Below are 16321 nucleotides of genomic sequence, written 5' to 3' on the forward strand. Positions count from 1 at the left end.
CTTCCAACATGCGTGTCCTTCATTTTTACAAGACGTACTACCCGGACTCGGTCGGCGGCATCGAGCAGGTGATCCGCCAGCTGTGCGTCGGCACGGCGCGCCTGGGCGTGAACAATACCGTGCTGTCGCTGTCGCGCCAGAAGGACCTGGCGCCGATCCAGTTCGACGGCCACGTCGTGCAGCGCGTGCCGCTGAACTTCGAGATCGCCTCCAACGCCTGCTCGCTGCAGGCGCTCGGCGCGCTGTCGCGCATGGCGCGAGAGGCCGACGTGGTCCATTACCACTTCCCGTGGCCCTTCATGGACCTGGCGCACTTCATGGCGCGCGTGAACAAGCCGACCGTGGTCAGCTACCACTCCGATATCGTGCGCCAGAAGCGCTGGCTGCGCCTGTACCAGCCGCTCAAGTACCGCTTCCTCGACAGCGTCGACGCCATCGTGGCGGCCTCGCCCAACTACCTGGCGTCGTCGGCAGTGTTGCAGCGCTACCGCGACAAGTCCCGCGTCATCACCTACGGCCTGGACAAGGCCACCTACCCGAACGTCGACCCCTGCCGCCTCGCGCACTGGCGCGCGAAAGTCGGGCCGAAATTCTTCCTGTTCGTCGGCGTGCTGCGCTACTACAAGGGCCTGCACATCTTGCTCGAGGCGGCGAAAGGGCTGGACTATCCGATCGTGATCGTCGGCGCCGGGCCGGAAGAAACGGCGCTGAAGGAGCAGGCTGCCCGCCTGGGACTGAAGCACCTGATGTTCACCGGGGCGCTCGACGAGCTTGACAAGGCAGCCTTGCTGAGCCTGTGCTACGGGCTCGTGTTCCCTTCGCACCTGCGTTCGGAAGCCTTCGGCATCTCGCTGCTCGAAGGCGCGATGTACGGCAAGCCGATGATCTCGTGCGAGATCGGCACCGGCACCACCTACATCAACAAGCATGGCGAGACCGGCCTGGCGGTGCCGCCGTCCGACCCCGCCGGGCTGCACGCGGCGATGCAGACGCTGTGGAACGATCCGGAACTGGCGCGCCGCATGGGCGCGCGTGCCGAAGCCCGCTACCACGAGCTGTTCACGTCGGAACAGATGGCGGCGAACTATACGGAGCTGTACAAGGAGCTGGTGGCGCGCAGGGCGCCCGCGAACGCGGGGGAGAGCGTGGGCTTGGCGGGCGTGCCGCCGACCCGCTGATTGCCGTTGCAGGGTGGGCGGGGCAATGTCGGGCAATGCCCGGAATTGCAAACGCCCATGTGATGATCGTTGGCCGATGCGTTTCGCGCCGGTATTCAAATGTGATTTGAACGCGTGGGCGGCAGAGCCGCCCACCCTACGGTATTCGGCGTTCTTTACGCCTCCGCCCAGCGCTGCTGCACTGCCCGCACCGCCGGCATCTGTTCCAGGAACAGGTCCACCAGCACCGGATCGAAGTGGCGCCCCTTCTGCTCGCGCAGGAAGTCCAGCGCTTCCTGTTCGCTCCACGCCTTCTTGTACGGCCGTTTCGAGGTCAGCGCGTCGAACACGTCGGCGATCGCCACGATGCGCCCCGCCAGCGGTATATCGTCGCCGCGCAGCCCGTGCGGGTAGCCGTTGCCGTCGTACTTCTCGTGGTGGGTGAGCGCGATCTGCGCCGCCAGCGCCAACATGCCGCCCGCGTGCTCGCCGATGATCTCGGCGCCGATCGTCACGTGGCTCTGCATGATCTTCCACTCGTCCGGATCGAGCGGTCCGGGCTTCTGCAGGATGCGGTCGGGGATGCCGATCTTGCCCACGTCATGCATCGGCGCGGCGTGCAGCAGGTCGTCGGCTTCCACTTCGCTCATGCCGGCCGCAATACCGAGGATGCGCGAGAAGTGGCTCATGCGGATCACGTGCAGGCCGGTCTCGTTGTCCTTGTACTCGGCCGCCAGGCCAAGGCGCTGGACGATTTCCAGGCGCGTCGCGCGCAGTTCTTCCATGCGCACCAGCGACAGGTGGGTGCGCACGCGCGCACGCACCACCGGCGGGCTCACCGGCTTGGTGATGTAGTCGACCGCGCCGGCCTCGAAGCCTTCCAGCTCGTCGGCGGTGTCGGTCAGGGCGGTCACGAAGATCACCGGGATCGCCGCCGTTTCCGGATTCGCCTTGAGCGAGGCGCACACTTCGTAGCCGGACATTCCCGGCATCATCACGTCCAGCAGCACCAGGTCGGGATGCTCCTGGCGCGCCAGTTCGAGCGCGCGTGCCCCGTCCTTGGCGAACAGCAGGCGGTAATGGTCTTGCAGGATCTGGCGCAGCAACTGCAGGTTGCTGGCCTCGTCGTCGACGGCGAGGATCAGCGGGCGGTTGTTCGGTTGGGTCATACGGGTCGTTCCTGTAATGCTTTATTCGCCCAGCGTCGCCATCACGGCTTCCAGCTGTTCCAGGGCGGAGTCGAATTCGAAATCGCCGATCGCACCCTGGATCTGGGCGACGCGCGGCGCGACCGGATGGCTGGCCAGCGCCGTTGCCAGTCCGGCCATGGCGGCATCGTCGAGGGCGCCGCGGCGCAGGGCCTCCAGCAGCACGCCGCCGGCGCGGCGCGCGCGCGCCAGGTCGAACGGGGCGGCTTCGGGCGCCAGGGTCGGCTGCGGGCTGCCGGCGCGGATCGCGGCCAGTGCCTCGCCCAGCGCCGCAGTGGAGGTTTCCAGCGCCTGGGCCGCCTCGCGCTCGTCGGTCGGCAGGATATTGGTGGCCTGCTCGAGCTTGGACAGGGCGTCCGACAACTGCTCCAGTCCGACATTGGCGGCCACACCGCGCACCTTGTGCGCCAGCATCCGCAGCTCCTGGTGCGAACCGCCCGCCGCGTGCATCTGCAGCGTGGTGGCGAGGTCGGCGTACTGGCGGCCAAAGTGATCGAGCGCTTCGGCGTACACGTCGGCCTTGTCGGCCCAGCGGTGCAGGCCGGCGCGGCGGTTCAGCACTTCGCGCGCCGGAGCCGGTATCGCGGCCAGGTCCTTGTCGGCCTGGGTCTGCTGCTGGTCCAGGCCCAGCACGCGCGCGATCTCGTGCGACAGCGTAAACCAGTCGACCGGCTTGGTAGCGAAACCGTCCATGCCCACTTCCACGCTGGCGCGGCGGTGTTCGGGCAGCACGCTGGCCGTCATCGCGATCACCGGCGTGCGGCGCTTGCCGGTGGCGGCCTCGAAGGCGCGGATGGCGCGGGTGGCGCTCAAACCGTCGAGCGTCGGCATCTGGAAGTCCATCAGCATCAGGTCGAACTCGCCGATCCTGGCCTGCTCCAGCACCGCGGCGCCGTCGGCGACGGCGGTGAGCGTATGGCCGCGGCGCGCCATCAGGAGCTGCAGCAGCTCGAGGTTCTGCGGCACGTCGTCGGCGGCCAGCACGCGCAGCGGCGGCAGCACGGCGGCGCTGCGCACGCGCGGCGCCTGGTGCGAGAAGCGCGCCAGCACCAGCGGCAGGCGCACGTGGAAGGTGGTGCCTTTGCCAAGCTCGCTCTCGGCCCAGATCCGGCCGCCCATCAGCTCGACCAGCTGCTTGCTGATCGTGGTGCCCAGGCCGGTGCCGCCGAAGCGGCGCGTCATCGAGGCGTCGGCCTGGGTGAAGGGATCGAAGATCGCCTGCAGGCGTTCGGGCGCGATGCCGATGCCGGTGTCGCTGACGGCGATGCACAGTTGGTCGCCTTCCGCGCCCACGCGCAGCGTGACCGTGCCCTGCGGCGTGAACTTGATGGCGTTGTCGAGCAGGTTGGTCAGCACCTGGCGTACCCGCAGCTCGTCGCCGCGCAGGCCGGTCGGCAGCGCCGGATCATAGTGGATATCGAGGTGCAGGCCCTTGGCGCGCGCATTCGCGGCCAGCGTCGAGGACAGTTCGTCGATCAGGGACAGCAGGTTGTAGTCGTTCTGCTCCAGCTCCACCGCGCCTTTTTCCAGCTTGGCGGTGTCGAGGATCTCGTTGAGCAAGCGTAGCAGCGCGCGGCCGGCATTGCGGATGGTGTCGAGGTGACGCCGCTGTTCCTTGTTCAACTCACCATCGAGCAGCACGTCGGTGAAGCCGAGGATCGAGTTCATCGGCGTGCGGATCTCGTGGCTCATGTTGGCCACGAAGGTCGCGCGCGCGGCGGCGGCCTGCTCGGCCTTGTCCTTGGCCTGGCGCAGCGCGTCTTCCATTTCGCGCCGCTCGGTGATGTCGAGGATGACGCCGTCCAGCCAAGCCAGTTCGCCGGCGTCGTTGCGCACGCCGCTGCCGTTTTCCCACAGCCAGCGCACGCTGCCGTCCCGGTGCAGCAGGCGGTATTCGATCAGGTAGGGACGCTCTTCGCTCAGCGCGGCGGCCAGTTCCTCGTTCACGCGCACGCGGTCGGCCGCATGCATCAGCGTGCCGTAGGGGCGGCGCGGCTGCTCGCCCATGAAATCCGCCGGCGGATAGCCGGTGATGCGTTCGACCGCATCGCTGATGAAGACCATGGGCCAGTCACCGTCCACCTTGCTGCGGAAGGAAATGCCGGGGATGTTGCCGATCAGGGAGCGGAACTGCTGCTCGCTGGCGTGCAGCGCCTGCATGATGGCGCGGCGCTCGCTGATGTCGGTAATGAAGCAGACGAACAGGTCCTGGTTGTCCAGGCGCGCATGGCCGATCGCGCGGCGGATCGGCACCAGGCTGCCGTCCTTGCGCTTGCCCATGATCTCGCTGCTGCTGGCCATCGCGCTGGTATAACCGTCTAGCATCAGGCCCAGCAGGCCGTCGTGCGAAGCCGCATCGTCGTCGGCGATCAGGAGACTGGCGCTGCGGCCGACGATCTCTTCGCGGCGCCAGCCGAAGATGCGCTCGGCCGAGGCGTTGAATTCGCTGATGGTGCCGTCGCGCGCGATGGTAATCACGCCATCCACCGTGGTGGTCAGGAGGGCGCGCATCCAGGCTTCGCTGCGGCGCAGTTCGAGGAACATCTGGCGGTAGCGCAGCAGGCCGTTGGCGGCGAGCACCAGGCCGGTGAACACCACCGTGATGAGCGTGATCGCGAGGGCCAGAAAGTCGCTGTTCGAGGACCCGGTGCCGCCCGGTTCGACCTGACCGATGAAGCGCGCCGCAGCCATGCCGGTGTAGTGCATGCCGGCGATGGCGCAGCCCATGACGGTCGCGGCCAGCAGCAGGCGGCGCGATTCGCTCAGCGACTTCAGGCGCGACAGGCCGAAGCGCACCCACAGCGCCAGCGTGGCCAGCACCACGGCGACCACGATCGACAGCCCGAACATGGCCGGGTCGTAGCGCAGCTGCAGGCTCATCTGCATGCCGGCCATGCCCGAATAATGCATGGCGCCGATGCCGGCGCCGACCAGCACGCCGCCGACCAGCAGGCCGGCCGGGCCGAGGCGCTGGCGTGAGATCAGGGACAGGGCCACCGCCGAGGCGCCGACGCTGGGCAGCGCCGACACGATGGTGATCAATGGGTCATAGTTAATCTGCGTGCAGAGATTGAACGCCAGCATGCCGATGAAGTGCATGGCCCAGACGCCGGCGCCGAGGGCGAGACTGCCGCTGGCGAGCACGATGGCGCGGTGGGTGCGGCTGGCAGCGGCCTGGCCTGCGATCTGCAAACCCATCCAGGACGAGAAGATGGCGATCAGGACCGACAACAGCACGAGGCGCGGTTCGTATGCGCCATAGGTAAGCAGCGACGGATCGGCTGGAACGGAAAATAATTGCAGCATGGAGTTTTGCGGTGATTGGGCAATAAATGCACCCAGGAAAGGTCACTCCAGTATCGCATTTCCGCTAGGGAAAGTCTCGTTGAAGCCAGGAATCATGCGGGTTTGACCCGCCAATGTGTCGCGCGGGCGCCACCGCGTAAGGACATCCGTAAGGACATGATTGCGGGAAATTTGTCGGTGGTGCTAACCTGCATTGGTAAATCCACCATCAGCGCGGACGCAGCGCGCATGCAGGCAATCCAGCCAGGGAAGAATGTTGCTAACTCGAATGTTGTTCACGCGTTTTTTTGCGATTGCACTCGCGGTGCTCAGCGGTGTTGCCGGCGCGATGGAGACGGTGCCGGCCGCCCGACCGCGGCTCTACCTGACCACCGAAACCTCGGCGCCGTCGAGCATGTTGGAGGGAACGCGCGTGATCGGCATCGCCACCGACAAGGTGCGCGAAGCGATGGAGCGCGCCGGGGTGGACTACAGCATCGAACTGCTGCCCTGGAAGCGCGCCTACCTGGCCGCGCAGCAGCGCCCGGATACCTGCGTGTATTCGACCTCGCGCACGCCGGAGCGGGAAGGGCTGTTCAAGTGGGTGGGCCCGACCGACCTCGGCCACTGGGTCATGCTGGCCCGTGCCGACAGCAAGCTGAAGCTGCGCAGCCTCGAAGATGCGCGCGGCCTGCGCATCGGCACTTATAACGGCGACGCCCGCGACGCCTACCTGCGTGCACGCGGTTTCCGCGTCGATGCCGCCAATGAAGATATTGCCAACGCCGGCAAGCTGCTGCTCGACCGCATCGACCTGTGGGCTGCCAGCCTGCGCAGCGGCAGTACCATCCTGGCACGCTATGGCTACGACAAGAAGATCGTGCAATTGCTGGTGTTTAACCGCATCGAATTGTATCTGGCCTGCAACCCCGGCGTGCCGGATGCTGTCGTTGCCCGCCTGAATACGGCCTTCGAATCCATCGTGCGCGATGGCACTGCGCGCCGCATCGAACGCAGTTACGAGAATTGGGGACAGCCGATCAAGCTGCCTTGACGGCGGCAGGGACGAGTCGGCCAACGCTCGCTGTCGAGGAGGTGTAAATTATTCCGACGGAAAAAGCGGGGAAGCGAAGCAGGTGAAGTGCTTGCCATGCCGTCGTAAGGCGCTCGGATGGACCGAACGTACGACGACGCGGTGTCATGCAGATGGGATGGTGCCTCCGGCCGGAATCGAACCGGCACGCCTTACGGCGCTTGATTTTGAGTCAAGTGCGTCTACCAATTCCGCCACAGAGGCCCAAGAGCAGGGCCGCATGTTAGCACATCGATTGCAGGAATGACCAGTACCGTGGCCAGTATTGTGGCGCACGAACCCGGAACGGGCCGACAAAGCCCGTTTCCGGCCGCGCTGCCGCTGGTCAGCAGGCGATACGCTGCTGCAGCAGGCGCAGGCTGCCCACCGGGCCGATCACCTGCAGCGTATGCGGCTGCACCGCCACTTCGATCGAGCCCTCGCGGCCGCGCAGCCAGGGCAGCGGGCGGAAGTAGCTGATGCTGTCGGGATCGGACTTGGTGCGGCGGTAGCCCAGCGAGACCAGGGCCTCGTCGAGCGTGCCGATCATGTACTGGGCATCGAAGCGGGTGCGCATTTCGAAGCGACCCGGCCCCATCATGGCGACCGGAAGCAGTCCGCCGATAAACGCCGGCAGCACGATGAAGGGCAGCGGGGTTTCCGGGTCGATGAAGTGCAGTACGAGCATCAGCACCGGCAGGCCGACTACCATCGTAAGTGCCCAGGGAAACAACTGCCGCCAAGTGGCGGGACAACGTAAAAAATACGGCCGCTCGCGAATTCGAACGATTTCCGAAAAGGTAACGCTTTTCATGGTATCTCCTTGCAGCGCTGCTTGATCGGTTGCGCCCGTACGGCAACAAAAAACGACCTGTTTTATTGTGCCGGGCAGTCTTACGGGGCAGTTGACTCCGCTCAAACGCGCTGTCTTGCATACATAGGTTCTCACATCAGGCTGGTGTGCTGCGCACCGGTGAAAAGGATGCAGGAATCGTGCCAGAAAAGTAAAAGCCGCCGGTGGAGCCGGCGGCCTGTCGGGACGGTGTTCGGAAAGCGCAGCTCAGCGGCTGCGCTGGAACAGCCGGAAGCGTTCGTCGCGGTCGGAGGCGCGCCGGCCTTCCCACAGCACGGCGGCGCCGCGCACATCGTGACGGCGCGCGAGACGCTTGTCGTCGCGGTTCCTGATGCTGTCCTGCAGCAGGACGTAGCGGCAAGTACCGCCTGCCACGGTGACGAACGGCAGGCGGCCGAAGTAGGCGAACGAGGCGCGCTGGGCCGGGCCGACATTGGTCTCGATGCAGTCGGCGTCGTGCGGCAGGCGCGCGGCGATCTGCTGGGCCACGCCGGCGTAGCTCTTGCTGTAGTTCAGGTCCGGCAGGAACAAGGTCATCAGGAGCACCCACAGCAGGATCAGTCCGCTCGAGGACAGCACCACCGCACGCCACAGCACCGAGGGCTGGCGCGACAGGCGCCAGTGGACCAGCATGATCCAGCCGATGCTGGTCGCGGCCGCCACCAGGAAGGCGATGATGCCCACTTCCGGCTTGAAACCGGGCACCAGCTTGAGCGCGTTCTTGGCCAGCTGGGCCGGCCAGCCGGTGAGCTTGGCGATCCAGAACAGCCAGACCAGCGCACCCAGCATCGTCAGTACCATCACCGAGAACCAGTCGATCGCGTTGATGGCGCTGCGTTTCATGGTCGGTAGGCCGAAGGCCGCCATCAGCGCCAGCGGCGCCAGCATCTTGAGGAAGTCGCCATTCTCCGGTTCCGGATCGAACAGCAGCAGCAGCATGAGAGTGAGGAAGAACATCACCGGCATCACGATGTGCAGCAGGTGCTGCTGGCGCCGCCAGGCCCAGATCGCCCACAGGGCGAAGGGCCAGGCCGGCCACAGGAACCACACGCCGATGCGGAAGAAGCCCTTCAGCGACGCCAGGGTCGGCAGGCCGAGCTGGCCGGCGTTCCAGTCCAGCCACTCGCCGACCGGCGACAGGCCGTAGGGCTGCACCAGTGCGGCCGGCACGATCCAGGCGAGAGTGATAAGAAATCCGACACCGGCCGCGATCAGGAGGTGGCGCAGGGTGTCGCGCGTCGCCAGCTTCAGGTAGCGGGCGCAGGCGAACAGCGCCAGCACCAGCACCGCCGGCACCATGATGCCGCGGGTAAGCGCAAGCGCGCCCAGCGACAGCCCGACCAGCACGGCATTGCGGGTCGAGGCGCTTTCGACGTAGCGCACCGCGCGGTACAGGAAATAGGCGAGCAGCGCGCCCTGCAGCGTGGCGGCCAGGGTCAGGTGGCTCTGCACCAGCAGGCCGAGGCAGCCGAGGTAGATCAGGACCGCGGTATCGCCCAGCGTGCGGCCATAGTCGTCCGGTTCGGGCTGGCCGCCGAAGGCCAGGCGCAGCGGCTGCGCTTCGGCGCGGCGGCCCAGGTGGAAGGCGGTATACCAGAGCGACATCGCGCCGGTGACGAAAATGCCGATGGTGGAGACGCGCGCCGCCAGCACGTCGCCCAGGATCCAGCCGAACAGCTTGATGCACAGGGCGCCGAGCCAGAAGGCCAGCGGGCCCTGCTCGGCGGCGGCGAGGCCGGCGATGTTCGGGTACAGCCAGTCGTCGAGGCCGCCGTGCGCCATCGTCCACATGATGCCGAAGGAGCCGGCGTCTTCCTTCCACGGGTGGCGGCCGATCAGGCCCGGCAGGATGTACAGCATGCCCAGCGCGAGCAGGGCCCAGCGGGGCAGCGCCAGTGTGGCGGCGGCGGGAAGGCGGACGGGTTTCATCGTTCAGTCTGTTGCGATGGGATAATAGTCGCGTAGTATAGATGCGAAAAAAAAAAGAAGCCGGGGAGGCGGCTTCTTTTTGAAAAAGCCGGAGAACCGGCTTCTTTTCTGGCAACTTCGGGCCCTGCGGACCCGAGGCTTGCTTCGTGCTTTGGCTATTAGCCGTTGGCAACCGAGGTCTTCGAGCCAACCGCGCCGAACTTCTGGCGGAACTTCTCGACGCGACCAGCGGTGTCGACGATCTTGTGCTTGCCGGTGTAGAACGGGTGCGATTCAGCCGAGACTTCGATCTTCACCAGCGGGTATTCCTTACCTTCGTGGGTAGCGGTTTCGCGGGTGTTGATGGTCGAACGGGTGATGAACTTGAAGTCGCAGGACACGTCGTGGAACAGGACTTCGCGGTAATTCGGATGGGTATCGGCCTTCATGATGTTGCTTTCTATATAGTTGGTAGCCAAACAGCACTTCGTCGGTCATCCTGCTTCTTGACCCGATTGCCGATCACTTGCCAGGGGTTGGACTGAACCGGCGATTATAGATTGGTTTGGTGCCGGAGGCAACTCAGGTAGAGCGCAAACAACAAGGGCGGCCCGCAGGCCGCCCCATTCGCGCGATGCAGCGCCGGTGCTTAACCGCCGCGGCGCATCATGTCGAAGAACTCGATGTTGTTCTTCGTTGCGCGCATCTTGTCGAGGATGAACTCCATCGCCTCGATCTCGTCCATCGAGTACAGCAGCTTGCGCAGGATCCAGATTTTCTGCAGCTGGTCCGGCTTGATCAAGAGTTCCTCGCGGCGGGTGCCCGACTTGTTCAGGTTGATTGCCGGATAGACGCGCTTCTCGGCCAGGCGGCGCTCGAGGTGCACTTCCATGTTGCCGGTGCCCTTGAATTCTTCGTAGATGACGTCGTCCATGCGCGAGCCGGTCTCGATCAGCGCGGTGGCGACGATGGTCAGCGAGCCGCCTTCTTCGACGTTACGGGCGGCGCCGAAGAAACGCTTCGGACGCTGCAGCGCGTTGGCGTCGACACCACCGGTCAGCACCTTGCCCGAGGCCGGGATCACGGTGTTGTAGGCGCGCGCCAGGCGGGTGATCGAGTCGAGCAGGATCACGACGTCCTTCTTCATCTCGACCAGGCGCTTGGCTTTTTCCAGCACCATCTCGGCGACCTGGACGTGGCGGGTGGCCGGTTCGTCGAAGGTCGAGGCGACCACTTCGCCGCGCACCGAACGCTGCATCTCGGTCACTTCTTCCGGACGTTCGTCGATCAGCAGGACGATCAGGGTCACGTCCGGGTGGTTGGCGGTGATGGCGTGCGCGATGTGCTGCAGCATGACCGACTTGCCGGATTTTGGCGAGGCCACCAGCAGGCCGCGCTGGCCCTTGCCGATCGGCGAGATCAGGTCGACGATGCGGCCGGTGATGTTCTCGGCGCCGTTCATGTCGCGCTCGAGGCGCAGCGGCTCGTTCGGGTGCAGCGGCGTCAGGTTTTCGAACAGGATGCGGTGCTTCGAGGCTTCCGGCGATTCGCCGTTGACCTTATCCACCTTGACCAGTGCGAAGTAGCGCTCGCCGTCTTTCGGCGTACGCACTTCGCCTTCGATCGAGTCACCCGTATGCAAGTTGAACCGGCGGATCTGCGACGGCGAAATGTAGATGTCGTCGGTCGAGGCCATGTAGCTGGCGTCCGGCGAGCGCAGGAAGCCGAAGCCGTCCGGCAGCACTTCGAGGGCGCCGTCGCCGAAGATCTGCTCGCCGCCTTTCGCGCGCTTCTTCAGGATCGCGAACATCAGTTCCTGTTTGCGCAGGCGGGCTGCGTTGTCGATATCGAGGCCGATTGCCATCTCCAGCAGCGCGGAGACGTGCATTGCCTTCAGTTCAGATAAATGCATGTTTGTGTGGGTGTCCCGTGACGGGAAAGTAAAGGTAGGGGAGGGAACTACGTGGTCTATTTAAAGCGGGGAAGCACCGGAGCCGAGGCTTCCCGACATGACGGCAGCGCGGGCGCGCTGCCGTCGCTCATGGTAACAATATTAGATGTTGTTGTCGATGAACTGAACCAGCTGGCCCTTGGCCATCGCGCCGACTTTTTGCGCAGCCGCTTCGCCATTCTTGAACAGGATCAGGGTCGGAATACCGCGGATGCCGAACTGGGCCGGTACGGCCTGGTTGGCGTCGACGTCGACCTTGGCCACCACCAGCTTGCCAGCGTATTGCTGGGAAACTTCTTCCAGAATCGGTGCAATCATCTTGCACGGACCGCACCACTCGGCCCAGAAATCGACCAGGACCGGGAGCTCGGACTTGAGCACTTCGGCATCGAAGCTTGCATCGGTGATGTGTTTAATATTTTCGCTCATTATGTTCCTCAAAAGAGGTAAGGATCAATTAACGCCTGGCGGACTGCGCCGATCCTGCGTGGTCCCGGCCAGCCCGGTCTGCTGAATAATGCAGTCTCATCAAATGTGGCTGCTACACAATGGTGGAGGCACTGTGTGCAAAATTCAATGTGGAAAGACGGCAGGGGGTGTCAGGCGGGGATGTGCCGAATAATACCCCATTTTTTTAAAGAGTGTGGATCGGTTTGTACAAAATCTCAACATTGCACCGCGCGGCGTAATTGTTCGATCGCCAGCGGCTTGCGGAAGGCCCCCGCCACCTGCAAGCCCATGGCGCGCGCCAGCTCGGTGGCGGCGTCGCGCACGCCGTCTTCCAGCGCCGAGACCAGGATCACGCGGCCGCCGAATCCCTGGCCGGCGGCGGCCTGCAGGAACTCGATGCCGTCCATCTCGGGCATGGCCAGGTCGCAGATCAGGAGCTCGGGCGCATGGCGCGGCAGCATCGCCAGCGCGCGCCGCGCGTCGAGCTCGGCATGCACGTCGAACGGGCCGCCATCGTTGTCCTTGTCGAGCGTCTCCAGCATGTCGCGCAGGACCTCGAGCATGAAGCGGTCATCGTCGAGCAGCAAGACGCGCCGGGGCGCGCTGCGCGCTGCGGACGAGGAGGGTGGCTTCATGCGAGGTGGGTAGCGGGGTCTCGAAGGGAGCCATTATGGCGAAGTTTTCCAGTTGCGTGGAGATATTGAACAACTGTTGGTCTCAAACGCTGCCGGTGAAGCGCGCCAAGTGGCCTGGATGCCACATCGTGGCCACCGAAGCGACCCGTCCGCCCGACGTGGTACGGCGATGCAGTACCAGGCAGGGCTGGCCCGCGCCGATCGCCAGCATGGGGGCCACCTCCGGCGGGGCCGGCTGGGCCTCGATGGTGTAGGTGGCGCCCTGTAGCGGGGCCGCCGCCATCAGGTGTTCGTTCGGGGTGATGGTGCTGAAGTCCTGGTCCAGGTAGCTGGGCGCACAGTCGGGGTTGACCCAGCGGTCTTCCACCTGGATCGGCACGTCGTTCTCGAAGTGGACGATGGTCGAATGGTACAAGGTGGCGCCGGGGGGGAGTTCGAATTCGGCGGCCAGGTCGTCGGTGCAGATTTCCGCGCGCAGCAGGCGCAAATGGCTGCGGTGGGCGCGGCCGCGTGCGCGGATCTCGTCGGCGATGTTGCGGATCTCGACCAGCGTCGCCTGGTACTTCTGCGGCGCGACATAGGTGCCCGAGCCCTGGCGCCGGGTCAGCACCTGCTCGGCGGTCAGCTCGCGCACCGCGCGGTTGACGGTCATGCGCGAGACGCCGAACTGGCGCACCAGCGCCTGCTCCGAGGGCACCAGCTCGCCTTCCTTCCAGCGGCCGGACACGATCTCGCCGACCAGGTAATCCTTGATTCGCTGGAAAATGGGGGTGCTGTCTTGCGCGATCGGTTCTTCCAAACTACTCTCCGGGAAGGCTTGAAGCGGCAGGCGGCCGCCGACACCGGATTCTAGCACTGCAATTCGAAAGCAAGACCCGGAGTGCCAGCGGAGGGAGCCGCGTCTACGCTGACCTCATCCCGACCTGGAGACTCCGCCATGACAGCCATGACCACGATGTTCGACACCGACGAGGCGCGCTGGGCCGCCGTCCAGCGCCGCGACCGCGACGCCGACGGCCGGTTCTGGTATTCGGTGCGCAGTACCGGCGTGTACTGCCGGCCCTCGTGCCCGTCGCGCGGCGCGCTGCGCGCCAACGTTGCCTTTCACGCCAGCCCGGCCGACGCCGAGACGGCCGGCTTTCGCGCCTGCCTGCGCTGCAAGCCAGCGCAGCCGCCCTTGGCGGAACGCCAGGCCGCTGCGGTGGCGCAGGCCTGTCGCCTGATCGACGAGGCTGAGCAGACGCCTGACCTCGACAGCCTGGCCCAGGCGGTCGGCATGAGCCGCTTCCACTTCCACCGCATATTCAAGGCGCATACCGGCATCACGCCGAAAGCCTATGCCGGCGCACGCCGCGCCGCGCGCCTGCAGCAGGGGCTGGGGACGGCGCCGAGCGTCACCGATGCCTTGTACGAGGCGGGCTTCGGTTCAAGCGGGCGCTTCTACGACGCCAGTACCGGCCTGCTGGGCATGACCCCTGGCCGCTACCGTGCGGGCGGGCAGGGCGAGACCATCCATTTCGCGGTGGCCGCCTGTTCGCTGGGCGCCATCCTGGTGGCGAGTACCGCACGCGGCATCTGCGCGATCCTGATCGGCGACGAACCGGAACCGCTGGTGCGCGACCTGCAGGAGCGCTTCCCGCGGGCCGAGCTGGTGGGCGCGCAGGCCGACTACGAGCGCACCGTCGCGCAGGTGGTCGGTTTCGTCGAGGCGCCGCGCCTCGGGCTCGACCTTCCGCTCGACGTGCGCGGCACCGCCTTCCAGCGCCGCGTGTGGGAAGCGCTGCGTGCGGTCCCGGCCGGGGTCACTGTCAGCTACAGCGAGCTGGCCGAGCGCCTCGGCATGCCGGCCGCGGCGCGCGCGGTCGCGGGCGCCTGCGCGGCCAATCCGGTGGCGGTGGCGATTCCCTGCCACCGCGTGGTGCGGCTTGACGGCGCGCTGTCGGGCTACCGCTGGGGGATCGAACGCAAGCGTACGCTGCTCGACCGTGAGGCGGGGTAAACGGGACTGCCGCGCCCTATGCCCAAGCCTTGATTTTCTATACACTTCCCGGTGCCGCGCCCACGAGGTGCGGACACCCCTACAAAACGGAGAATAGACAAGCATGCGCGCGCGCCAGATCCCCCTGTGTTCCCTGAAGTTGAGCTCCCTGCTGGTTGTTGCCGGCCTCGGCGTCCTCTCGCCGGCGCATGCCGACACCGTCATCACCAACGCCAACGGCTACACCCTGAACACCAAGGGAGAGCTGGTGCAGTTCAGCGCGCTCGCCTTCGACGACCGGGGCCGCATCACGGCGGTCGGCAGCAATGCCGACGTGACGGCGAAGGCAAAGGGTGCGCGCCAGGTGGACATGGGAGGCCGCACCGTGCTGCCGGGCCTGATCGACGCCCACGGCCACGTGTTCGGCCTGGGCCAGCAGCTGACCCAGCTCGACCTGTCCGCCACCACCTCGCTGCCGGATGCGATCAAGGCCATCGGCACCTATGCCAAGGCAAACGCCAACCAGGCCTGGGTCCGCGGCCGCGGCTGGAACCAGGAGAACTGGAAGCTGGGCCGCTTCCCGACCGCCGCCGAACTGGACGCCGTCGAATCGCGCCGCCCGGTATGGCTGGAGCGCGTCGACGGCCACGCCGGCTGGGCCAACAGCCGCACGCTGGCGCTGGCCGGCATCACGAAGTCGACCCCGGACCCGGCCGGCGGCAAGATCATGCGCGATGCAAACGGCGAGGCCACCGGCGTGCTGGTGGACGCGGCGCAGGAGCTGGTGACCAGGGTCATGCCGGCGCAAACCGAAGCCGAGGGCCGCACCATGCTGGACCGCTCGCTGCAGGAGATCGCGCGCATGGGCCTGACCAGCGTGCACGACGCCGGCGTCGGCGTGGCGGAAGACCGCCTGTACCGCGACTATGCCGACCAGAAGAAGCTGAGCGCGCGCGTCTACGGCATGATCGGCGGCACCGACAAGGATTTTGACCAGTTGGCAAAAAATGGCCCGCTGCACAACTACGCAGACGGCATGTACGCACTGCGTTCCGTGAAGCTGTATTCGGACGGCGCGCTGGGCAGCCGCGGCGCCGCGCTCATCAAGCCCTACAGCGACGAGCCGCATTCGCATGGCCTGCTGTTCTTCAAGACCGCGCAAATGAACGCCATGATGACCAAGGCCATGCGCAAGGGCTACCAGGTCAACGTGCACGCGATCGGCGACGCCGGCAACAAGCAGATCCTCGACATCTACAAGAAGGAAGTGGCGGCCACGAAGTCGAGCGCGCAGCGCCACCGCATCGAGCATGCCCAGGTCGTGACGTTAGCGGACATCCCGCGCTTCAAGCAACTGGGCATCATCCCGTCGATGCAGCCGACCCATGCCACCTCGGACAAGAACATGGCCGAGACCCGCGTCGGCCCTGAACGCATCAAGGGCGCCTACGCCTGGCGCAGCTTCCTGCACCAGGGTTCGCGCATCGCCTGCGGTTCGGACTTCCCGGTGGAGTCGCCGAACCCGTTCTTCGGCATCCACGCCGCGGTCACCCGCATGGACCATGCCGGCCAGCCGGTGGCGGGCTGGTACCCGAACCAGGCGATGTCGCTCAAGGAAGCCTTCCGCTGCTTCACGCTCGATGCGGCCTACGCCGGCCACCAGGAAAACAGCCTGGGTTCGCTGGAGCCGGGCAAGCACGCCGACTTCATCGTGATCGACCGCGACCTGTTCCGCATGCCGACCTACGACATCTTCAAGACCGGCGTGCTGGAGACCTGGGTGGGCGGGAAGCAGGTGTTCAAGAAGTAATCGAATCGGGGCTG

At 65.9% G+C, this 16321-nt stretch carries 13 protein-coding genes and 1 tRNA gene; 4 read left to right on the forward strand and 10 right to left on the reverse strand.

The window, feature by feature from the left end:
* Positions 1–8 precede the first annotated feature (8 nt).
* Positions 9–1178 carry a glycosyltransferase family 4 protein gene (locus AC56LU_RS04810; RefSeq protein WP_497174466.1) on the forward strand — a complete coding sequence of 390 codons (1170 nt, stop codon included), beginning with the start codon at positions 9–11 and terminating at the stop codon, positions 1176–1178.
* A 155-nt stretch (positions 1179–1333) separates the two neighbouring features.
* Here the strand turns inward: AC56LU_RS04810 and AC56LU_RS04815 are convergent, their stop codons facing one another.
* Positions 1334–2326, reverse strand: a complete 993-nt coding sequence (locus AC56LU_RS04815; protein WP_497174467.1) for a response regulator — start codon at positions 2324–2326, stop codon at positions 1334–1336.
* Positions 2327–2347: 21 nt separating this feature from the next.
* Positions 2348–5671, reverse strand: a complete 3324-nt coding sequence (locus AC56LU_RS04820) for an MHYT domain-containing protein (RefSeq protein WP_497174468.1) — start codon at positions 5669–5671, stop codon at positions 2348–2350.
* A gap of 268 nt (positions 5672–5939) precedes the next feature.
* Between AC56LU_RS04820 and AC56LU_RS04825 the strand changes: the two genes are divergently transcribed.
* Positions 5940–6704: a substrate-binding periplasmic protein gene (locus AC56LU_RS04825; RefSeq protein ID WP_497174469.1), complete on the forward strand. Its 765-nt coding sequence runs from the start codon at positions 5940–5942 to the stop codon at positions 6702–6704.
* Positions 6705–6862: 158 nt separating this feature from the next.
* Here AC56LU_RS04825 and AC56LU_RS04830 read toward each other — a convergent pair.
* The 8 genes from AC56LU_RS04830 to hutC all read right to left on the reverse strand — a co-directional run bounded on the left by AC56LU_RS04830 (position 6863) and on the right by hutC (position 13318).
* Positions 6863–6947: transfer RNA gene (locus AC56LU_RS04830), tRNA-Leu, on the reverse strand.
* A gap of 121 nt (positions 6948–7068) precedes the next feature.
* Positions 7069–7434 carry a hypothetical protein gene (locus AC56LU_RS04835; protein WP_497174470.1) on the reverse strand — a complete coding sequence of 122 codons (366 nt, stop codon included), beginning with the start codon at positions 7432–7434 and terminating at the stop codon, positions 7069–7071.
* A 348-nt stretch (positions 7435–7782) separates the two neighbouring features.
* Complete coding sequence (locus AC56LU_RS04840; RefSeq protein ID WP_497174471.1) at positions 7783–9504, reverse strand: ArnT family glycosyltransferase; 1722 nt, start codon at positions 9502–9504, stop codon at positions 7783–7785.
* A 158-nt stretch (positions 9505–9662) separates the two neighbouring features.
* Positions 9663–9932 carry a type B 50S ribosomal protein L31 gene (locus AC56LU_RS04845; RefSeq protein ID WP_497174472.1) on the reverse strand — a complete coding sequence of 90 codons (270 nt, stop codon included), beginning with the start codon at positions 9930–9932 and terminating at the stop codon, positions 9663–9665.
* 200 nt (positions 9933–10132) lie between these two features.
* The gene (rho, locus tag AC56LU_RS04850) at positions 10133–11395 is read right to left on the reverse strand and encodes a transcription termination factor Rho (RefSeq protein WP_497174473.1); all 1263 of its coding nucleotides are present in this window, start codon (positions 11393–11395) and stop codon (positions 10133–10135) included.
* Positions 11396–11536: 141 nt separating this feature from the next.
* Positions 11537–11863 carry a thioredoxin TrxA gene (gene trxA, locus AC56LU_RS04855; RefSeq protein WP_497174474.1) on the reverse strand — a complete coding sequence of 109 codons (327 nt, stop codon included), beginning with the start codon at positions 11861–11863 and terminating at the stop codon, positions 11537–11539.
* 236 nt (positions 11864–12099) lie between these two features.
* The gene (locus AC56LU_RS04860; RefSeq protein WP_497174475.1) at positions 12100–12519 is read right to left on the reverse strand and encodes a response regulator; all 420 of its coding nucleotides are present in this window, start codon (positions 12517–12519) and stop codon (positions 12100–12102) included.
* A gap of 82 nt (positions 12520–12601) precedes the next feature.
* Positions 12602–13318, reverse strand: a complete 717-nt coding sequence (hutC, locus tag AC56LU_RS04865) for a histidine utilization transcriptional repressor HutC (RefSeq protein WP_497174476.1) — start codon at positions 13316–13318, stop codon at positions 12602–12604.
* A 138-nt stretch (positions 13319–13456) separates the two neighbouring features.
* Between hutC and ada the strand changes: the two genes are divergently transcribed.
* Positions 13457–14518, forward strand: a complete 1062-nt coding sequence (ada, locus tag AC56LU_RS04870; protein WP_497174477.1) for a bifunctional DNA-binding transcriptional regulator/O6-methylguanine-DNA methyltransferase Ada — start codon at positions 13457–13459, stop codon at positions 14516–14518.
* Between the two features lie 103 nt (positions 14519–14621).
* A complete protein-coding gene (locus tag AC56LU_RS04875; RefSeq protein WP_497174478.1) occupies positions 14622–16307 on the forward strand; it encodes an amidohydrolase in 1686 nt (561 codons plus the stop codon).
* Positions 16308–16321: the final 14 nt, after the last annotated feature.

The organism is Telluria sp. PB2R4, from assembly GCF_059685695.1.